We start from the raw sequence: 20,472 nt of genomic DNA on the forward strand, positions 1-20,472 counted from the left end.
CGGGATTACTCTGCTTTGGGAGCGTCGGTGGCACAGGCAGGTTTGCCGGCCGCGTATTTGAGGCTTGGGTCGACCAGCGCGTCGAAGTGCTTGAGCGCCTCGGAGCCGATCAACAGCGGAAACTGGAAGGCGCTGCGGTCAGTGAGGTTGACCTCGATGGTGCGCCGGGCCTGGCCCATGCAGATAGCCAGCTCGATGACTGGGCGCGCGGTGTAGGCCTTGCCGGACTGTGCATCGTAATCGCCAGCGCGGCGCTTGATCTTGCTGACGCGTGCCAACGGGCGCTCGATCGGGTGCGAATGGGCGGCATCGATGGCCAGGTAGAAGCGTACCCAGCTTTCGCCGTTGCGTTTGAAGCGCTTGATATCGCGGGCGCTGAGCGAGGCGGTCTTGGCCCCGGTGTCGAGCTTGGCAGCGACCTCCAGGTCAAGATCGCCCAGCCGGGCGTATTCGTTCAGACCGTACACGGTCTTGCCTGCTGCCTGGCCAAGGGCCGGTAGCAGGGTCAGGCATAACAGCAGAATGACGGGTGTAAGTCTCATAGTCCTGGCGCGGTGAGCTGGGCAGATTGTGGGGCAAAGGTGACTGGCAACGACTGCGCACGCTTGCTCGTTCATCTGTCGACAACATGAATCGGCGACAGAAACGCGCTCCCTGCTCCGTTGGAAGCGCGGCATTCTATCACGCCGACGTCTTGACGCCAGCGCGCCGCGTTCAGACAACGCCGGGGCGGGCTTAGTTCGCGATTAGACGATTGTCGACAATGTCGATTTTGCCTTTGACTGCAAGCCTCTGATTCGCTAGTTTCAGTAAAAGTGTGCTTCAAGGTGTCGACAATATGCTGGACCTCACCACCCCCAGACCCGCCGCGTCTGACGATACGGAAACCTTGTCCGAGCATGTCTTCCGGCGCATCCAGGCGGCTATCGTCAAAGGCGACATCGCGCCGGGCAGCAAGATTTCCGAGCCAGAGCTTGCGCGTACCTACGGCATCAGCCGCGGACCGCTGCGCGAGGCGATCCACCGCCTGGAAGGTCAGCGCCTGTTGGTCCGGGTGCCACATGTCGGCGCGCGGGTGGTGTCACTGAGCCACGCCGAGCTGATCGAATTGTATGAGATTCGCGAATCGCTTGAAGGCATGGCCTGCCGCCTGGCCGCCGCGCGCATGAGCCAGGCCGACATCGACGAGTTGCGGGCGGTACTGCAGACCCATGAGCGCGACGCCGCGTTCCAGGCCGGGCTGGGTTACTACCAGCAAGAAGGCGACTACGATTTTCACTACCGGATCATCCACGGCAGTGGCAACCAGACCCTGGTGAAGATGCTCTGCGGCGAGCTGTATCAGCTGGTGCGCATGTACCGAATCCAGTTTTCCGCCACGCCCAACCGGCCCCGCCAGGCCTTCAGCGAACACCACCGCATCCTCGATGCCATCGAAAGCCGTGACGGCGAGCTGGCCGAGCTGCTGATGCGCCGTCATATCGGCGCATCCAAGCGCAACATCGAGCGTCACTACCAGGACGCCAACAACAATGACCTTCGAGGTGATCAATGACTCAGCACAGCACCCCTGGACAGCGTTTTCGTGACGCCGTTGCCGCCGAACATCCGCTGCAAGTGGTGGGCACGATCAACGCCAACCATGCCCTGTTGGCCAAGCGTGCCGGCTTCAAGGCCATCTACCTCTCCGGCGGCGGTGTGGCAGCAGGCTCGCTGGGGCTGCCGGACTTGGGCATCAGCAACCTGGACGATGTGCTCACCGATGTGCGGCGCATCACCGATGTCTGCGACCTGCCGTTGCTGGTTGATGTCGACACCGGCTTCGGCGCCTCGGCTTTCAACGTGGCCCGTACCGTGCGCTCGATGAGCAAGTTCGGCGCGGCGGCCATCCATATCGAGGATCAGGTCGGGGCCAAGCGCTGCGGTCATCGGCCAAACAAGGAAATCGTCTCGCAGCAGGAGATGGTCGACCGCATCAAGGCAGCGGTCGATGCCCGCAGCGATGACAGCTTCGTGATCATGGCGCGCACCGATGCGCTGGCGGTGGAGGGCTTGAACGCTGCTCTGGATCGCGCTGCAGCGTGCGTCGAAGCCGGGGCCAACATGATTTTCCCCGAAGCGATTACCGAGCTTGCCATGTACAAGACCTTCGCCGAGCGGGTGCAGGCGCCGATTCTGGCCAACATCACCGAGTTCGGTGCCACGCCGCTGTTTACCACCGAGGAGCTGGCGTCGGTCGATGTGTCGCTGGTGCTCTACCCGCTGTCGGCGTTTCGCGCCATGAACAAGGCCGCAGACAATGTCTACAGCGCCTTGCGCCGGGATGGCACGCAAAAGAATGTGATCGACACCATGCAGACGCGCATGGAGCTGTACGACGCCATCGGCTACCACGCCTTCGAGCAGAGTTTGGATGCGTTGTTCGCCCAGAAAAAAGCCTGAACCGGTTCTGGCTTGCGCGCCACCAACCCGCGAGCAAGCCAGGCAGCAACTGCCGATAAGCCCGATTTTCCATAACAAGTTCAAGAAAGGAGAAACACCATGGCCGAAGCAAAAGTTCTCAGTGGTGCAGGCCTGCGCGGCCAGGTGGCCGGCCAGACTGCACTGTCCACCGTCGGCCAGGCCGGCGCCGGCCTGACCTACCGTGGCTACGATGTTCGTGACTTGGCCGCTGGTGCCGAATTCGAAGAGGTCGCCTACCTGCTGCTGTACGGCGAACTACCCAGCCAGGCCGAGCTTGCCGACTACAAGCACAAGCTCAAGAGCCTGCGCGAATTGCCGCAGGCGCTCAAGGAGGTGCTCGAGCGCATCCCGCGCGATGCGCATCCGATGGACGTGATGCGCACCGGTTGTTCGGTGCTCGGTACCCTGGAGCCGGAGCTGACCTTCGAGGCCCAGTGCGACAGAACCGACCGCCTGCTGGCGCTGTTCCCGGCAGTGATGTGCTACTGGTATCGCTTCAGTCACCACGGGGTGCGCATCGATTGCAGCAGTGACGAGCCAACCCTGGGTGGCCACTTCCTCTATCTGCTGCACGGCAAGCAGCCGAGCGAGTTGCACGTCAAGGTAATGAACGTGTCGCTGATCCTCTATGCAGAGCATGAATTCAATGCCTCGACCTTCACTGCGCGGGTCTGCGCCTCGACCTTGTCGGACCTGTATTCCTGTGTCACGGCCGCCATTGGCACGTTGCGCGGGCCGTTGCACGGCGGTGCCAACGAGGCGGCCATGGAGCTGATCGAGCGCTTCCAGAGCCCACAGCAGGCCACCAATGAACTGCTGCGCATGCTCGAACGCAAGGACAAGATCATGGGCTTCGGCCACGCGATCTACAAAGAGTCCGATCCCCGCAACGAGGTGATCAAGGGTTGGGCCAGGCAGCTGGCCGATGAGGCTGGCGACACCGTGCTGTATCCGGTGTCCGAGGCCATTGACCGGACCATGTGGGAGCAGAAGCGCCTGTTCCCCAACGCCGACTTCTATCACGCCTCGGCGTACCACTTCATGGGCATCCCGACCAAGCTGTTCACGCCGATCTTCGTCTGCTCGCGCCTGACTGGCTGGGCCGCGCATGTCTTCGAGCAGCGCGCCAACAACCGCATCATCCGCCCAAGCGCCGAGTATGTGGGCGTCGAGCAGCGCCAGTTCGTGCCAATCGAGCAGCGCTAAGGCATAGGCTCCCGGGGCTGCGCAGCAGCCCTGGGGGCCAGACCTGCATACCGAATACCGTGACCGAGCCTGAAGCCTATGAACACTGCATACCGCAAGCCCCTGCCAGGTACTGCCCTGGACTATTTCGATGCCCGTGCGGCGGTCGATGCGATCAAGCCCGGCGCCTACGACCGTTTGCCCTATACCTCCCGAGTCCTGGCCGAGAACCTGGTACGACGCTGCGATCCGGCCACGCTCGATGCCTCGCTGGGCCAACTGATCGAGCGCAAGCGCGACCTGGACTTCCCGTGGTTTCCGGCACGCGTGGTGTGCCACGACATTCTCGGGCAGACCGCCCTGGTCGACCTGGCCGGTCTGCGCGATGCCATTGCCGACAAGGGCGGCGATCCGGCCCAGGTCAACCCCGTGGTGCCAGTGCAGCTGATCGTCGATCATTCGCTGGCGGTGGAATGCGGCGGTTATGACCCGCAAGCCTTCGAGAAGAATCGCAGCATCGAAGACCGCCGCAACGAGGACCGTTTCCACTTCATCAACTGGACCAAGAAAGCCTTCAAGAACGTCGACGTGATCCAGCCAGGCAACGGCATCATGCACCAGATCAACCTGGAGAAGATGTCGCCGGTCATCCATGGCGATCATGGCCTGGCGTACCCCGACACCTGTGTCGGCACCGACAGCCACACGCCCCATGTCGATGCCTTGGGGGTAATCGCCATTGGTGTCGGCGGCCTTGAAGCAGAAAACGTCATGCTCGGTCGCGCCTCCTGGATGCGCTTGCCGGAAATCGTTGGCGTGACCCTGACCGGCCGGCTGGCGCCCAGCATCACGGCCACGGACCTGGTGTTGGCCCTGACCGAGTTTCTGCGTCAGCAGAAGGTGGTCGGTGCGTACCTGGAGTTTCACGGTGACGGAGCCAGCGCATTGACCCTGGGCGACCGCGCCACGATCTCCAACATGGCCCCGGAATACGGCGCCACCGCCGCGATGTTCGCCATCGACCAACAGACCATCGATTACCTCAGGCTGACCGGTCGCGATGATCAGCAGGTGCAGTTGGTCGAAACCTACGCCAAGGTCGCCGGCCTGTGGGCCGACAGTCTGGCCCAGGCCGAATACGAGCGCACCCTGAGCTTCGACCTGTCGAGCGTGGTGCGCAACATGGCCGGCCCGTCCAACCCGCATGCCCGTGTCGCCACCCGCGACCTGGCGGCCAAGGGCATCGCCGGTGCCTGGCAGGATGTGCCGGGGCAGATGCCCGATGGCGCCGTGATCATCGCGGCGATCACCAGTTGCACCAACACCAGCAACCCACGCAATGTCATCGCCGCCGGCTTGCTGGCGCGCAACGCCAACCGCCTGGGCCTGGTGCGCAAGCCCTGGGTCAAGTCGTCGCTGGCGCCGGGTTCCAAGGCGGTGCAGCTGTACCTGCAGGAGGCAGGGCTTGAACGCGAGCTCGAACAGTTGGGCTTTGGCATCGTCGCTTTCGCCTGCACCACCTGCAACGGCATGTCGGGTGCGCTCGACCCGCAGATCCAACAGGAGATCATCGACCGCGACCTGTACGCCACCGCCGTGTTGTCGGGAAACCGTAACTTTGACGGCCGCATCCACCCTTACGCCAAGCAGGCGTTTCTCGCCTCGCCGCCACTGGTGGTGGCCTACGCGATCGCCGGCACCATCCGCTTCGACATTGAAAAAGACGTGCTGGCCGTGGTCGATGGCCAGCCGATCCGCCTCAAGGATATCTGGCCCAGCGACGAGGAAATCGATGCAGTCGTGCGCGCGGCGGTCAAGCCTGAGCAGTTCCGCCAGGTCTATATCCCGATGTTCGCCATCGAAGAGGATCGCGGGCCGCAAGTGGCGCCGCTGTACGATTGGCGGCCAATGAGCACCTATATTCGCCGCCCACCTTACTGGGAGGGCGCCTTGGCCGGTGAGCGAACCTTGCGCGGCATGCGGCCGTTGGCGGTGTTGCCGGACAATATCACTACCGATCACTTGTCGCCTTCGAACGCCATTCTGCTCGACAGCGCAGCCGGGCAATACCTGGCGAAGATGGGCCTGCCCGAGGAAGACTTCAACTCCTACGCCACCCACCGTGGCGATCACCTGACCGCCCAGCGCGCCACTTTCGCCAACCCCAAGCTGTACAACGAGATGGTGCGCAACGCCGACGGCAGCGTGAAGCAGGGCTCGTTGACGCGCATCGAGCCCGAAGGCCAGGTGACGCGCATGTGGGAGGCCATTGAAACCTACATGCAGCGCAAGCAACCGCTGATCATCGTTGCCGGGGCCGACTATGGTCAGGGATCCTCGCGTGACTGGGCGGCCAAAGGCGTGCGCCTGGCCGGCGTCGAGGCGATCGTTGCCGAAGGCTTCGAGCGCATCCACCGCACCAACCTGGTAGGCATGGGTGTGCTGCCGTTGGAGTTCCAGCCGGGCACCGATCGCAACACCCTGGGCCTGGATGGCAGCGAGACTTACGACGTGCTTGGCCAGCGCAAGCCGCGGGCGACCTTGACCCTGGTGGTCACCCGGCGCACGGGCGAGCAGTTGCAGGTGCCGGTCACCTGCCGGCTGGACACCGCCGAGGAAGTCTCGATCTACGAGGCGGGCGGGGTGTTGCAACGCTTTGCCCAGGATTTCCTCGAATCGACCGTGTAGCGGCGCGCAGAGGGCTGCCTGGCAGCCCTTTGCGCCTATCCATTGCAAAGAGAACAGCTCACCATGGCACATGCACCGCAGATCAAGATTCCCGCCACCTACATGCGTGGCGGCACCAGCAAGGGCGTTTTCCTGCGCCTGCAAGACTTGCCGGAGCCTGCGCAGACGCCAGGCCCTGCGCGCGACGCGCTGCTGCTGCGCGTCATCGGCAGCCCTGATCCCTATGGCAAACAGATCGATGGCATGGGCGGCGCCACCTCGAGCACCAGCAAGACGGTAATCCTGTGCAAAAGCACCAGGGCCGATCATGACGTCGACTACCTGTTCGGCCAGGTTGCCATCGACCAGCCCTTCGTCGACTGGAGCGGCAACTGTGGCAACTTGTCGGCGGCGGTCGGCTCGTTCGCCATCGCCAACGGCCTGCTCGACCCGGCGCGGATCCCGCGCAACGGCGTGGCGGTGGTGCGTATCTGGCAGGCCAACATCGGCAAGACGATCGTCGCCCATGTGCCGATCGTCGAGGGTGAGGTGCAGGAAACCGGCGATTTCGAGCTCGATGGCGTGACCTTCCCAGCCGCAGAAGTACAACTGGAGTTCCTCGACCCAGCGGCCGATGAAGAGGGCGCAGGCGGGGCGATGTTCCCCACTGGCAACCTGGTGGACGATTTGCAGGTGCCTGGTGTTGGTACGTTCAAAGCGACCCTGATCAATGCCGGTATCCCAACCGTGTTCATCGACGCTGCCGCGCTCGGCTATAGCGGTACCGAGTTGCAAGAGGCGATCAACGGCGATGCCCTGGCATTGCAGCGCTTCGAGGCCATTCGCGCCCATGGCGCCGTGCGCATGGGCCTGATCGAGCACATCGATCAGGCAGCAGGGCGCCAGCATACCCCCAAGGTCGCGTTCGTGGCGCCGCCGAGCGACTACACGGCCTCTAGCGGCAAGGTGGTGAACGCCAGCGACATCGACTTGTTGGTCCGTGCCCTGTCGATGGGCAAGCTGCACCACGCGATGATGGGCACCGCTGCTGTAGCCATCGGCACCGCCGCCGCTATCCCAGGCACGCTGGTCAATCTTGCCGCTGGCGGCGGCGAGCGCAGCGCCGTGCGCTTCGGTCACCCCTCCGGCACCCTGCGCGTCGGCGCCGAAGCGCGCCAGGTCGACGGCCAGTGGACTGTCACCAAGGCGATCATGAGCCGAAGCGCACGCGTATTGATGGAAGGCTGGGTGCGCATCCCCCAAGACAGCTTCTAGATAACGCGCATAAAAAAGCCCCGGCATTCGCCGGGGCCTTTACTTACAACTTGCAGCTTGAAGCTCGCCGCTGCCCTTAGGCCTGAACCACCGGGATCTGCGCATTGGCAGCCGCTTCGCGGAACTCGGCGATCTGGTCGAAGCTCAGGTAGCGGTAGACGTCGGCAGCCATGCTGTCGATGTCCTTGGCGTACTGCATGTACTCCTCGACGGTCGGCAGTTTGCCGATGATCGAGGCGACTGCGGCCAGTTCGGCCGAGGCCAGGTACACGTTGGTCGCATCGCCCAGGCGGTTCGGGAAGTTACGGGTCGAGGTCGACACCACCGTCGAACCGGTCTGCACGCGCGCCTGGTTACCCATGCACAGCGAGCAGCCTGGCATTTCCATGCGCGCACCGGCCTTGCCGTAGATACCGTAGTAGCCTTCTTCGGTCAGCTGGTGGGCGTCCATCTTGGTCGGCGGGGCCAGCCACAGACGGGTTGGAATGCCACCCTTGACCTTCTCCAGCAGCTTGCCGGCAGCGCGGAAGTGACCGATGTTGGTCATGCACGAGCCAATGAACACTTCGTCGATCTTCTCGCCCTGGACCGAAGACAGCAGGCGGGCATCGTCCGGGTCGTTCGGGGCGCAGAGCACAGGCTCCTTGACGTCGGCCAGGTCGATTTCGATGATTTCAGCGTATTCGGCATCGGCGTCGGCCGACAGCAGCTCAGGGTTGGCCAGCCAGGCTTCCATGGCCTGGGCACGACGCTCCAGAGTCCGGGCATCGCCGTAGCCTTCGCCGATCATCCAGCGCAGCAGGGTGATGTTGGACTTGAGGTATTCGGCGATGGCTTTTTCCGGCAGCTTGATGGTGCAGCCAGCAGCGGAACGCTCGGCGGACGCGTCGGACAGCTCGAACGCTTGCTCGACAGTCAGCTCGTCCAGGCCTTCGATCTCCAGGATGCGGCCGGAGAAGGCGTTTTTCTTGCCCTTCTTCTCGACGGTCAGCAGGCCCTGCTGGATCGCGTAGTAAGGGATGGCGTGTACCAGGTCACGCAGGGTGATGCCAGGCTGCAGCTTGCCCTTGAAGCGGACCAGGATCGACTCCGGCATGTCCAGCGGCATGACGCCGGTGGCAGCGGCGAACGCGACCAGGCCGGAACCTGCCGGGAACGAGATGCCGATCGGGAAGCGGGTGTGCGAGTCGCCACCGGTACCCACGGTGTCGGGCATCAGCATGCGGTTCAGCCAGCTGTGGATGATGCCGTCGCCTGGACGCAGCGACACGCCGCCACGGGTGCGGATGAAGTCTGGCAGGGTGTGGTGGGTAGTGACGTCGATCGGCTTCGGATACGCCGCGGTGTGGCAGAACGACTGCATGACCAGGTCAGCCGAGAAGCCCAGGCAGGCGAGGTCTTTGAGCTCGTCGCGGGTCATCGGGCCGGTGGTGTCCTGGGAGCCGACGGTGGTCATCTTCGGCTCGCAGTAGGCGCCTGGGCGTACGCCCTGACCTTCAGGCAGGCCGCAGGCACGGCCGACCATCTTCTGCGCCAGGGTGAAGCCCTTGCCGGTGTCGGCAGGCTGTTCTTGCTTCTTGAACAGCTCCGATGGGCCCTGGCCCAGCTCGGCACGGGCTTTTTCGGTCAGGCCACGGCCGACGATCAGCGGAATACGGCCGCCAGCACGGACTTCGTCAAGCAGCACTTCGGTCTTCAGCGCGAAGGTGGTAACCAGCTCATCGCTGCCGTGACGACGGACTTCGCCCTTGAACGGATAGACATCGATGACGTCGCCCATGGCCAGGTCGGTGCAGTCGAATTCGATCGGCAGGGCGCCGGCGTCTTCCATGGTGTTGTAGAAGATCGGGGCGATCTTGGTGCCGAAGCAGAAGCCACCGGCACGCTTGTTCGGCACGTTCGGGATGTCGTCGCCAAAGAACCACAGCACCGAGTTGGTGGCCGATTTACGCGAAGAACCGGTACCGACCACGTCGCCAACGTAGGCCACTGGGTAGCCCTTGGCGCGCATGGCTTCGATCTGCGCCAGCGGGCCGACCGAGCCTGGTTGCTGCGGCTCGATGCCGTCACGGGCCATTTTCAGCATGGCCAGGGCGTGCAGCGGGATGTCAGGGCGCGACCAGGCGTCCGGGGCAGGGGACAGGTCGTCGGTGTTGGTTTCGCCAGGCACCTTGAACACGGTCAGGGTGTACTTGTCGGCGATGGCAGGACGCGAGGTGAACCATTCGCCAGCGGCCCAGGACTGCAGCACGGCCTTGGCGTGGGCATTGCCGGCCTTGGCTTTTTCGGCCACATCGTGGAAGGCGTCGAACATCAGCAGGGTGTGCTTGAGCTGCTCGGCCGCGACGGCGCCCAATTCGGCGTCATCCAGCAGCGCGACCAGCGTCTCGATGTTGTAGCCGCCCTGCATGGTACCGAGCAGTTCGGTGGCATGCTTGCGGTCGATCAGCGGCGATTGGGCTTCGCCCTTGGCCACGGCGGAGAGGAAAGCGGCCTTGACGTAGGCAGCTTCGTCGACCCCTGGCGGTACGCGGTTGGTGATCAGGTCTACGAGGAAGGCTTCTTCGCCGGCCGGCGGGTTTTTCAGCAGCTCGACCAGGCCTGCAGTTTGTTCGGCGTTCAGCGGCTGGGGCACGATACCCAGGGCGGCACGCTCTTCGATGTGTTTGCGGTAGGCTTCAAGCACAGTTATTACCCTCATCAGTGGTCCCTAAAGGGGGTCCGGGACGCTCATCCAGCATTCGATGCACCCATGCGCAGTGACGGCTTTGTGGGCCGCCCAGCCTGGGTCGCAAAGAATCCTTACAGAAGCTGCTTTCAAAGTTTTACGCCTGCAGAACGGGAGCTGATGAGGGCTGGCGCGGGCATGCGAGGGTTGCATGGCCCGGGCCAACGCCGTTCTACCGGATGAACTGTGCTCGTGACGCTTTGAAAACAGCTTCCAACGGACATTGTTGCCTTTGAAAAGGCCGGATGATTCTACGGCAAAAAAATCGCCAAGGTAAGGCGCAGGGCATCACTTTAACGGGTGACCCTGGTTAGACAAAGGGCTAACATGGCCCGGTGTTCCCCCGCCAAGCCGTTGTTTTCCAATGTCCAACCAGTCCATCAAGACGCCGTGCGTCGGCCTTTGCTCAACCGTCTACGGCGACACCGTGTGCCGCGGTTGCAAGCGCTTTCACCACGAAGTGATCCACTGGAACGGCTACGACGACCAGCAGAAACGTGCGGTCTGGCTGCGCCTGGAGCAGCTGTTGGTGCAGGTGATGATGGCCAAGCTCGAGGTGTTCGACAAAGGCCTGCTGCGTCAGCAATTGCAGCAGCGCTCGATCCGTTTCGTCGAGCAGCAGTCCGAGTACTGCTGGGCGTATCAGCTGATTGCGCGCGGTGCCCGCATGATTCGCGACCTTGAAGCCTACGGCATGGCCTTGCTGCCGGAGTTTCGCGAGTGGGAACTGCCGCAGTTGCGCGACGCCATCGACCGTGAGTTCTTCCTGCTCTCCGAAGCCCACTACCAGCGCTATATCGCTCCGGCGTTCCTTCAGCAGACGCTCGAGTGATGGCTTCCGGCTGATAAGGCCGGCGCGGGGCGCTTAGCGTTGAGGTTCTCGAATCTGACGTGGAGAGTCAGCATGAGCAACTTCATCTACAGCCCGAACGACACCTTTCTTGCCCGCTGCTGGTGGCAGGGTAGCCAGCGCATCAACGTGGACGCCTGGGAGCAGGTGAAACACCAGCTTGCCGCCGTCTGGGTGCAGACCGGTGGGCGTCATGCACGCGACAGCCACGACCGCTACCTGCAGTGCGAAGCACAAGGTCGATGGGTGAAAAACCTCGAGCCCAACCTCTACACCACACCGACCCTGCAGTTCTGGGAGCTTTTCTGGTTCGGCGCGTACACGCGCGGTACGCCGACTGACGACAAGCCGCGCTACTACGAGATCCGCCCTGTGGATCGGGTCTGGAGCATCGGCGCATGGACGCTGGACTACAGCGCGTCGAAAGCCTCCGGGTATGCGGGCATCTGGCAGGCGTCGCACGTTCGTGGCGCCGAGCTTGCGCCCGAAGCGCGGCTGTGGACGATCGATGGCATGCCGCGCCTGGGCCCGACCTCAGGCCAGCGCCGCTACAACATGCGGCTACTGGTCCCCGGCGGCAAACCCTTGCGTCGGCATGAGCGCGATGGCGCGATCTTCCTCAATGTCCATCAAGGCGAAGAGGGCATGGTCGCCATGCAGATCATCAGCAAGCCCCATGTCACCAGCCAGTCCTGAACCGCCGCGCTGTGCAGCAGGCCGGCGCAATGCCTGCTGCACCGGGCTTCAGTCGCCGGTGTACTCGCAGCCACTGGTGCAGGTTTCGTGGATACGCACTTTCGACAATTCAGGCAGCAATGGCTTGACCTGATCCCAGATCCATTTGGCCAGCACCTCGCTGGTTGGGTTTTCCAGACCAGGGATGTCGTTCAGGTAGTTGTGGTCCAGGCGCTCGTAGATCGGCTTGAACACCGCCTTGATTTCCGAGAAATCGCGAATCCAGCCAGTATGCGGGTCGAGCGGGCCGGTCAGGTGCAGACCCACCTTGAACGAGTGACCGTGCAAACGGCCGCATTTGTGGCCGTCAGGAACATGAGGCAGGCGATGCGCCGATTCGAAGGTAAATTCCTTGAAGATTTCCACGCTTTTCAACTCTTTGTGAATCGTTAATGCGCGCAGTCTACCAGCATGCCCGCTACAAGGCTTGCAGCTGTTGGTGCAAGCGCCCGGTGGCGATCAACTCCAGCAGCTCGTCGCCCAAACGCTGACTTTCGGCGATGGCCTTGTACCAATAGCGCTTGCGGCTTGCCGCATCACCCATGAAGCGCTTGAAGTCGTTACGGTCGGGCAACTTGCCGTAGGGCAGTGCAGCCAGGTACTGCGGCGATGGCGTCATCAACAGCACATTCTGCAGGCGCGTGGCATCGCCCTTGCGCCAGGGCAGTGCCTTGTCGAACCAGCCCGGCACGACCTTGTCGGTGAAGTGCGGATACAGCACCAGATCATTGCCTTGGTAAGGCAAATCCAGGTGATAGTCGAGCAGGCCGCCATCGCGATAGGTGCCAGAGCCTGCGCCAGGAATATCGCGCACCCCTTGCATCACCATCGGGATCGAGCCTGACGCCAGCAATGCATGGCGCAGGTTATCCAGGCCCAATGGCAGGCAGCGCGAAGGGAAGTCGGTCAGGGTGTCGAGCGGCGGCGCACTGCGCGCATCGTGCAGGATGATGCGCTCGAAGTGCCGGGCCAGGCGCGAGCGCCCCAGCAGGTTGCTGGCGATCACCGAACCCAGGCCCACGCCCAGGCGGCCACGGTGGTCGTGGGCGAGCTGGCCATGGCTTTTGACTACCAGAATGTTCAAGCGGTAATGCGGGTTGTCGAGAATCTGCTGATCGCGCCCCTGCAACAGCTCGTCGAGCATGCGCTGGCAGCTTTGGCTGATCTGCGCCGGGGTGACGCCTTTGGCGAAGTCCTGCTCGGTATACAACTCGCCCAGCCGCCGGATACCCGCCACCGGGTCCTCGAGGCAGGCACTGGCGAAGCGCCACGAGCCGATCGAGGCCCCGATCAAGGCGCGCTGGCGCGGCGCCGACGGCAACCAGTGCCCAAACAGCGCCAGGTCCAGGCCCTGGATGCCCAGCGGCTTGGGCCCACCGGCGGCGCCTGGCAGCACGCCGACATCCGCTGCCAGCAGGCCTTTGTCACGAATGTGCTGCAACGCCCGCTGTCCGGCCTTGAAGGTCAGGGCGGGAAACTTGATGTGAATGGCGCTCATGGCAAATCTCGAAGGCGGGTGGCCGACAGGCCGGGTGACGTACGTTATCATGCCGGCCGTTGCTTTCAGGTTGAATTAAGGACCGCTGGATAGTCTTAACCCCGTAGACAACTTCCAACGTCTCTTACGGAGAACACCTATGAAAACCCTGACTGCCCTGTTCACTGCCGCTGCCCTGACCCTGGGCGCCAACGCTGCCTTCGCCAAGGATGTGCAGCCTGACGAAGTGGTCAAGCTGGTCAACGCCAAGACTATCAAGTCGCTCGACGAGCTCAAGGCCGCCGCCGTGGCCAAGCACCCAGGCGCCACTGTCACCGATTCGGAGCTGGAGAACGAATACGGCCGCTACATCTACAAGGTCGAACTGCGTGACGCGCAGAACGTCGAGTGGGATGTCGACATGGATGCCAAGACCGGTGAAGTCCTCAAGGACGAGCGCGACAACTGATGATCAGCCTGCTGCGGCCTGCACGCTACCTGGCACTGACGTTGCTGGCCGTCTGCTCGCTGGCCGCGGCCCGGGATCTCGACCAGGACGAGGCCCTGAAGCTGCGCCAGAAGGGCGTCATCCTGCCGCTCGAGCAACTGCTTGAAACCGCCCTGGGGCGTCACCCCGGGGCGCGTTTGCTGGAGGCAGAGCTGGAAGAAGATGACGAGCGCTACGAATATGAAGTCGAGCTGCTGACCAAAGATGGCGTGGTGCGCGAGGTCAAGCTCGACGCCAGCACCGGGGCGCTGCTCAAAGACGAGGAAGACGACTGACATGCGCTTGTTGCTTGTCGAAGACAATGTGCCGCTGGCCGACGAAGTGAGTACCGCCTTGCAGCGTCAGGGTTATGCCGTGGACTGGCTGGCCGATGGCCGCGATGCGGTGTACCAGGGCCAGAGCGAACCGTACGACCTGATCATTCTCGACCTTGGCCTGCCGGGGGTGCCGGGCCTGGAGGTGCTGGCGCAGTGGCGCGCCGCTGGCCTGGCGACGCCGGTATTGATCCTTACCGCGCGCGGGTCATGGGCCGAACGCATCGAGGGGCTCAAAGCCGGCGCTGACGATTACCTGAGCAAGCCGTTTCATCCTGAAGAACTGCAATTGCGCATCCAGGCATTGCTGCGCCGCGCCAGGGGGCTGGCCAATCAGCCAAAGCTGGAGGCTGCCGGCCTGCACCTGGACGAGAGCCGCCAGTGCGTGAGCCGCGAGGGCGTCGACATCCAGCTGACGGCCGCCGAATTCCGCCTGTTGCGCTACTTCATGCTGCACCCACAGCAGATCCTTTCCAAAAGCCATTTGGCCGAGCACCTTTACGACGGTGAAACCGAGCGCGATTCCAACGTGCTCGAAGTGCACGTCAATCACCTGCGCCGCAAGCTTGGCCGCAGCGTGATCGAGACGCGCCGTGGCCAGGGTTACCGCTATGCCGGGAGCGGCGGATGAAATCGATCCAGGCACGTCTGAGCCTGGGTCTGGTGGCCGTGCTGGTGGTGGTTGGCGTGGTCCTCGCGCAGCTGACCTTGTGGTTGTTCGAGGCCGGTTTGCAGCGCTATCTGGAAAACGGCCTGCGCAAGGAAAGCGAAAACCTGCTGGTGGCCTTGGTACGGGGGCCGTCCGGCCTGCAGCTGGATGAGCGCCGGGTGTCGGCAGCCTACCAGCGACCGTTCTCCGGCTATTACTTTCGTATCGATTTCGAGCACGGCACCTGGCGCTCGCGTTCATTGTGGGACCTGGACATGCCCAAGCCGGCTGCCCCCGGCCTTTCCGACAGCCATGTGCTAGGCCCCGAAGGGCAACAGCTGCTGGCCCTGCGCGCGGATTACCGACGCCTGGGCCAGGACATCTCGATCAGCGTCGCCCAGGATTACTCGCCCGTGCGCGACGGTTTTCGCCGCCTGCAGCAGATCGGCCTGGGCATGGGCCTGGTGGCCTTGCTGATCATCCTGGTGCTGCAACGCATCACCGTCACCCGTTCGCTGCGCCCGCTGGAACGCGCACGTCGGCAGATCGCCCAATTGCAACAGGGCCAGCGCTCGCAGCTGGACGCTGCCGTGCCGATTGAATTGGCGCCGCTGGTAGATCAAGTCAACCACTTGCTCGCCCACACCGAAGACAGCCTGCGCCGCTCGCGCAATGCCTTGGGCAACCTCGGCCATGCGCTGAAGACGCCGCTGGCGGTATTGCTCAGCCTGGCCTCCAGCGAGCGCCTGCGTGATCGCCCCGAAGTGCAAGCGCAATTGCGCGAGCAACTTGAGCAGATTCAGCAGCGCCTGGCCCGCGAGCTGAACCGCGCACGGCTGGCGGGCGATGCCTTGCCCGGTGCGCAGTTCGACTGCGACGCCGAGTTGCCAGGGCTGCTGGCGACACTGGGCATGATCCACGGCGACGGCCTGCAGCTTCAACGCGACGTGCCGCCTGGCCTGCTATTGCCGTGGGACCGTGAGGACGTGCTGGAGCTGCTTGGCAACTTGCTGGACAACGCCTGTAAATGGGCTGACAGCGAGGTTCGCCTGGGTATCGCCACGAGCGCGGAGGGGTATCGACTGTGGGTCGATGACGACGGCCCGGGGATTCCTGAGGCCCAGCGCTCGCAGGTGCTGGAGCGAGGATCTCGGCTCGATGAGCAAGTCGACGGTCATGGCCTGGGATTGGGCATCGTGCGCGATATCGTCGAAGCCTGGGGCGGCCAACTGGCACTGCAGCAAAGCCCCTTGGGCGGCTTGCGGGTCAGCCTCGAGCTGCCGGATCGTCGTGTTCAGCGGGCTGTGTAACTGGGCTAGGGCCATTGGGGAAAATCCTGACGCCTCCATCAAAAAAATTGCATTTGATCGGCATTTTTTTGAATTAGCCCTCAGCCGCTGCGCTCGGCACACTCCGTTCTCGCGAAACCCTGCGGTTTCCATCTCTCCAAGGACGGAGCCCCTCTAAGTATCGCCTTGGGGTACGACGCCCAGTGCGATTCGGCTGGGCTTTTTTCAGCAAAAAAACTACAGATCTCGATGAGCAAATGTCTGCCATGCATCCCCAAAGTCGTCTGCAGCGGCTGTTGCCGGCGCCGTTGAACATTCCACCGAAACAGTGGTTACGCGCCGGTATCGGTGCGTCGCTTGGCCTGTTTCTCGCCGGCTGGCTGACCAGCCTTGCCTACGGGCCTGGCATCGCGTTACACCTGTTGGGGCCGCTGGCCGCCTCGGCGGTGCTGGTGTTCGCCGTGCATTCCGGGCCGTTGGCCCAGCCCTGGCCGGTCGTGGGCAGCTATGCCGTGGCAGGTGCGTTTGGCCTTGTGCTGCGCCAGTGCCTTGGGCCTGAACTTTGGGTGGCTGCGCTCGCCCTGGGCGGCTCGCTGCTGCTGATGTGCCTGCTGCGTTGCCTGCATCCACCGGGCGGCGGCGTGGCGGTCAGTGCGGTGCTGGCCGACGCGGGACTGACCGCCCTGGGCGATCACCTGCTGGAGCCGGTACTGCTCAACGCTGTGATCCTGATCGCCGTGGCGGTCGTCTATAACCGTCTGACCGGGGTGCGTTATCCCCATGGCGCGAGCCCGCGCAAGGACCTGCACCACACCCGCGACCCGTTGCCGAGCGAGCGGGTTGGCATTCGCGGCGATGATCTGGACCAAGCCCTGCAAGAGCTGGGCGAATTCGTCGACGTTGGCCGCGACGAGCTGGAGCGGATCATTCTGGCTACCGAGCAGCACGCCTTGCAGCGCAGCCTGGGCGGCATCACCGCAGCGGCGGTGATGTCACGCGATGTGCAGTTCGCAACCCCCGAAACCACCCTCGACCAAGCCTGGAAGATGCTCGCCAGCCACCACCTGAAGACCCTGCCGGTGTTGGATAAGGGCCAGTTGGTGGGGATCGTCAGCCTGAGCGACCTGGTAGGCCCGGCGATGCAGCGTGGGCAGTTCAGTTGGCGTGGGCTGTTTGGCCGCAAGCCGGTGCGTATGCACCAAGTGATGAGCCGGCGAGTGGTCAGCGTGACCCGCGGGCACCCGCTGGAGCGTTTGTTGCCACTGCTGTGCGAGCAAGGCCTGCACTGCCTGCCGGTACTCGACGGCGAGCGACTGGTAGGCGTCGTGACCCAAACCGACCTGATCGCCGGGCTCAAGCGCCAGCTGCTCAGTACCACCAGCGGCGCTTCACAAGCGCGGGTCCCAGCGCTGTGACCAGTCGCTCCGATCAGCGGCGATCAGCCTGCGCAGCACGCTGAAAGCGTGTTGCAGCGTTTCACTGTCCCGCTTGCGCGGGTACACCAGGTACGTCGGGTAAGTGAATTCCGGCGCCTGCGGTACTCGCTCGAAGACGCCGCTTTGCAGATAGGCCTGGACCACACGCGTGCGAAAGTAGCCGCTACCGCCCTGGTCGAGAATGAACTGCAGCGCCAGCGGCCCCAGGTTGAAGCTCAAGGCCGGGCGTGCACAGTCGGGCAGGGCGGCGTCGTGCTGGCGGCGGAATGCATCGCCCCAATCGATGTAGATGTAGGGCTCTGGCTGCTCAACACGGCGCACTCTGATCAGCTTCTCTTCCATCAGTTGTTCGACCTGCAAGCCCGGTCCGTACACCGGTTGATACACCAGGGCGGCGTCGAGCAAGCCCATCTCCACCTTGCGCAGCAATGATTCGCCGTCGCTGACTTCGCTGCGAATGGCGTGGCTTGGCAACTCGCGGTGCAGTGCGCTGACCCAGTCGAGCAGCAACGGGTTGCCCAGGCTGACTTCAGCGGCCACGTGCAGTACCTGCTGGCAGCCCTCGGGCAATGGCAGGTCACGGCGCGCGGCTTCCCAGGTCTGCACCAGTTGGTTGGCATAGCTGACGAACGCTTCGCCGTCGCTCGTCAGGCTGGCCCCGCTGCGGCTACGCACGAACAACTGGCAGCCCAATTGCTGCTCCAAGCGCTGCACCCGCGCGGTGATCGCCGTCTGCGAGACGAACAGGCGCTCGGCGGCGGCGACCAGGCTGCCGCAACGGACAATTTCCAGAAAGGTGCGGGCCTGCTCGATGTCCATGGGCTGCTCGGTGGCGAAAGGGTGGCCTATTCTAGAGACTTCGCACTGTTAGGGGGCGAGTTTGTCCACGCTGCAAATTTGCAGGTCCGATAGGACTTTAGTCCCGTGGCAGCCTTGGCGTAGCGATCCATACTCGTTGTTCGCCCTTCAATAACAACAAGTACCGGGTTCTTCTGCCATGACCTACCAGCACAGCTATGCCCAGTCCATTACCGACCCTGCTGCTTTCTGGGCTGAACAGGCCCAAGCCGTGGCCTGGTACCGCAAGCCCACGCAAACCCTCGAACAAAATGCCGACGGTACCCATCGCTGGTTCGCCGACGGCAGCCTCAACAGCTGCTACCTGGCACTGGACCGGCAGATCGAGCTGGGGCGCGGCGAGCAGCCGGCACTGATCTATGATTCGCCCGTCACTGGTGTGCAGCAGGTCTTCACCTACAGCCAGTTGTGCGAGGAGGTCGCACGGCTGGCGGGGTTGTTGCGTCAACTCGGTGTGGGCAAGGGCGATGGCGTGATCATCTACATGCCGATGGTGCCGCAGGCAGCCATGGCGATGCTGGCCTGCGCGCGTATCGGCGCCGTGCATTCGGTGGTGTTCGGCGGCTTTGCCGCCAACGAGCTGGCGCTGCGTATCGACGACGCCCGGCCAACGTTGTTGCTCACCGCCTCGTGCGGGTTGGAGTTCGACCGCGTGATCGAGTACAAGCCCCTGGTCGATCGCGCCTTGCAACTGGCCCGGCACCAGCCGCGCAAGGTGCTGGTGCTGCAGCGGCCGCAGAAGCTGGCGCAGTTGCAGGCAGGTCGCGACCTGGACTGGCAGGCCGCGCTAAGCGCCGCCGAGGCGGTAGCCCCAGTGGCGCTGGGTGCGGCTGATCCGCTGTACATCATGTATACCTCAGGCACCACCGGCAAACCCAAGGGCATCGTACGCGAGAACGGCGGCAACGCAGTTGCCCTGTGCTACGCCATGCGCCATGTCTACGGCATGCAGGCTGGTGACGTGTGGTGGGGCATTTCTGACGTTGGCTGGGTGGTGGGCCATTCGCTGATCGTCTACGGCCCGCTGATGAGCGGCTGCACCACGGTGTTCTACGAGGGCAAGCCGATTCGCACCCCGGACGCTGCGGCCTATTGGCGGGTGATCGAGCAGTACCGGGTCAACGCGTTGTTCTGTGCGCCGACCGCAATGCGCGCGATTCGCAAGGAAGACCCGGACGGCGCGGGGGTGAGTGCGCATGACCTGAGTTCACTGCGCCAGCTCTTTCTGGCGGGGGAAAAGCTCGACTCCAGCACCCATGCGTGGCTGCAAACTGTCACCGGCAAGGCGGTGCATGACCATTGGTGGCAGACCGAAACCGGCTGGCCGGTCACCGCCCCATGCGTGGGCCTTCCCGGTAGCGCAGCACGGCCGGGGTCGAGCAACCGCGCCGTGCCTGGCTACCACGTGCAGGTCGTGGATGAGCAAGGGCAACTGCTCGGCCCGAACCAACAGGGCGCGATCGTCATCGCCTTGCCGCTGCCGCCGGGCTGTAGCCAGACCTTGTGGGGCGACCATCCACGTTATCTGCAGGCCTACCTGCAGACCTACCCAGGCTACTACCACACCGGTGATGGCGGTTATCTGGATGACGAGGGTTTCGTCTACATCATGGGCCGCACCGATGACGTGATCAACGTCTCCGGACACCGTCTGTCCACCGGGGAAATGGAAGACCTGGTGGCTTGCCACCCGGCGGTGGCCGAATGTGCAGTAATCGGCGTACACGATGAAATCAAGGGCCAGGTGCCGCTGGCCCTGGTGGTGCTCAAGGACGGCGAGCAGATTGCCGAGGCGCAGTTGCTGGTCGATCTGGTCGGCCGCGTGCGCGAAGCCATAGGCCCATTGGCTTGCTTCAACCGGGTGCGCTTGGTCAAGCGATTGCCCAAGACGCGCTCGGGTAAGATCCTGCGCGCCGTCTTGCGCAAGATAGCCGACGGGCAGGCCTACGTGCCGCCCTCGACGCTGGACGATCCGGCGGTACTGGCCGAGATCGAGGCGATGCTGGCTGACCTGCCCAGGGCAGGTTGACCCTTGGGC

Annotated in this window: 18 protein-coding genes; 13 read left to right on the forward strand and 5 right to left on the reverse strand. The window is 63.6% G+C overall.

All coding sequences use genetic code 11. The annotated features are described in order from the left end of the window. Positions 1 to 5: 5 nt before the first annotated feature. Positions 6 to 542 carry an ATP-dependent zinc protease gene (locus tag FS665_RS01145; protein WP_145182083.1) on the reverse strand — a complete coding sequence of 179 codons (537 nt, stop codon included), beginning with the start codon at positions 540 to 542 and terminating at the stop codon, positions 6 to 8. A gap of 296 nt (positions 543 to 838) precedes the next feature. On the opposite strand from FS665_RS01145, the gene FS665_RS01150 reads away from it, so the two are divergent. The 5 genes from FS665_RS01150 (at position 839) to prpF (ending at position 7,590) form a co-directional block, all read left to right on the forward strand. Next, positions 839 to 1,555, forward strand: coding sequence for a GntR family transcriptional regulator (locus tag FS665_RS01150; RefSeq protein WP_145182087.1), 717 nt, complete (start codon positions 839 to 841; stop codon positions 1,553 to 1,555). Then, a complete protein-coding gene (prpB, locus tag FS665_RS01155; RefSeq protein ID WP_145182090.1) occupies positions 1,552 to 2,442 on the forward strand; it encodes a methylisocitrate lyase in 891 nt (296 codons plus the stop codon). Before FS665_RS01150 ends, prpB begins: the two co-directional genes overlap by 4 nt. A gap of 99 nt (positions 2,443 to 2,541) precedes the next feature. Next, positions 2,542 to 3,669, forward strand: a complete 1,128-nt coding sequence (gene prpC / locus FS665_RS01160; protein ID WP_145182093.1) for a 2-methylcitrate synthase — start codon at positions 2,542 to 2,544, stop codon at positions 3,667 to 3,669. A 78-nt stretch (positions 3,670 to 3,747) separates the two neighbouring features. Further along, positions 3,748 to 6,336 (forward strand): Fe/S-dependent 2-methylisocitrate dehydratase AcnD, encoded by a 2,589-nt coding sequence (gene acnD, locus FS665_RS01165; protein ID WP_145182096.1) that lies wholly within the window; start codon positions 3,748 to 3,750, stop codon positions 6,334 to 6,336. A gap of 63 nt (positions 6,337 to 6,399) precedes the next feature. Then, a complete protein-coding gene (gene prpF, locus FS665_RS01170; RefSeq protein ID WP_145182099.1) occupies positions 6,400 to 7,590 on the forward strand; it encodes a 2-methylaconitate cis-trans isomerase PrpF in 1,191 nt (396 codons plus the stop codon). A gap of 76 nt (positions 7,591 to 7,666) precedes the next feature. Here the strand turns inward: prpF and acnB are convergent, their stop codons facing one another. Next, complete coding sequence (gene acnB / locus FS665_RS01175) at positions 7,667 to 10,276, reverse strand: bifunctional aconitate hydratase 2/2-methylisocitrate dehydratase (RefSeq protein WP_145183333.1); 2,610 nt, start codon at positions 10,274 to 10,276, stop codon at positions 7,667 to 7,669. A gap of 406 nt (positions 10,277 to 10,682) precedes the next feature. On the opposite strand from acnB, the gene FS665_RS01180 reads away from it, so the two are divergent. Further along, positions 10,683 to 11,150 carry a DUF1289 domain-containing protein gene (locus FS665_RS01180; RefSeq protein ID WP_145182102.1) on the forward strand — a complete coding sequence of 156 codons (468 nt, stop codon included), beginning with the start codon at positions 10,683 to 10,685 and terminating at the stop codon, positions 11,148 to 11,150. Between the two features lie 72 nt (positions 11,151 to 11,222). Further along, positions 11,223 to 11,864 carry a hypothetical protein gene (locus FS665_RS01185; protein ID WP_145182104.1) on the forward strand — a complete coding sequence of 214 codons (642 nt, stop codon included), beginning with the start codon at positions 11,223 to 11,225 and terminating at the stop codon, positions 11,862 to 11,864. A 48-nt stretch (positions 11,865 to 11,912) separates the two neighbouring features. Here FS665_RS01185 and queD read toward each other — a convergent pair whose 3' ends face one another. Together queD and FS665_RS01195 are read right to left on the reverse strand one after the other, a co-directional pair. Next, complete coding sequence (gene queD / locus FS665_RS01190) at positions 11,913 to 12,269, reverse strand: 6-carboxytetrahydropterin synthase QueD (protein WP_145182107.1); 357 nt, start codon at positions 12,267 to 12,269, stop codon at positions 11,913 to 11,915. A gap of 52 nt (positions 12,270 to 12,321) precedes the next feature. Further along, a complete protein-coding gene (locus FS665_RS01195) occupies positions 12,322 to 13,401 on the reverse strand; it encodes a patatin-like phospholipase family protein (RefSeq protein WP_145182110.1) in 1,080 nt (359 codons plus the stop codon). A 139-nt stretch (positions 13,402 to 13,540) separates the two neighbouring features. Here FS665_RS01195 and FS665_RS01200 point away from each other — a divergent pair, with 139 nt between their 5' ends. The 5 genes from FS665_RS01200 (at position 13,541) to FS665_RS01220 (ending at position 17,555) form a co-directional block, all read left to right on the forward strand. After that, entirely contained in the window at positions 13,541 to 13,849 is a 309-nt protein-coding gene (locus FS665_RS01200; RefSeq protein WP_145182113.1) for a PepSY domain-containing protein, read from the forward strand. After that, positions 13,849 to 14,163: a PepSY domain-containing protein gene (locus tag FS665_RS01205; protein ID WP_145182117.1), complete on the forward strand. Its 315-nt coding sequence runs from the start codon at positions 13,849 to 13,851 to the stop codon at positions 14,161 to 14,163. The genes FS665_RS01200 and FS665_RS01205 overlap by 1 nt, the downstream gene beginning before the upstream one ends. 1 nt (position 14,164) lies before the next feature. Next, entirely contained in the window at positions 14,165 to 14,833 is a 669-nt protein-coding gene (locus FS665_RS01210; protein WP_145182119.1) for a response regulator transcription factor, read from the forward strand. Next, on the forward strand, positions 14,830 to 16,161 hold the full coding sequence (locus tag FS665_RS01215) for a sensor histidine kinase (protein WP_145182122.1): 1,332 nt from the start codon (positions 14,830 to 14,832) through the stop codon (positions 16,159 to 16,161). Before FS665_RS01210 ends, FS665_RS01215 begins: the two co-directional genes overlap by 4 nt. 236 nt (positions 16,162 to 16,397) lie before the next feature. Beyond that, positions 16,398 to 17,555 carry an HPP family protein gene (locus FS665_RS01220; protein ID WP_145182125.1) on the forward strand — a complete coding sequence of 386 codons (1,158 nt, stop codon included), beginning with the start codon at positions 16,398 to 16,400 and terminating at the stop codon, positions 17,553 to 17,555. On the opposite strand, the gene FS665_RS01225 is transcribed toward FS665_RS01220, so the two are convergent. After that, the gene (locus FS665_RS01225; RefSeq protein WP_145182128.1) at positions 17,529 to 18,395 is read right to left on the reverse strand and encodes a LysR family transcriptional regulator; all 867 of its coding nucleotides are present in this window, start codon (positions 18,393 to 18,395) and stop codon (positions 17,529 to 17,531) included. The genes FS665_RS01220 and FS665_RS01225 overlap by 27 nt on opposite strands. Positions 18,396 to 18,573: 178 nt before the next feature. Between FS665_RS01225 and FS665_RS01230 the strand changes: the two genes are divergently transcribed. Then, positions 18,574 to 20,463: a propionyl-CoA synthetase gene (locus tag FS665_RS01230; RefSeq protein ID WP_145182131.1), complete on the forward strand. Its 1,890-nt coding sequence runs from the start codon at positions 18,574 to 18,576 to the stop codon at positions 20,461 to 20,463. Positions 20,464 to 20,472 lie beyond the last annotated feature (9 nt).

The organism is Pseudomonas sp. URMO17WK12:I11 (genome assembly GCF_007677725.1).
GTDB lineage: Bacteria > Pseudomonadota > Gammaproteobacteria > Pseudomonadales > Pseudomonadaceae > Aquipseudomonas.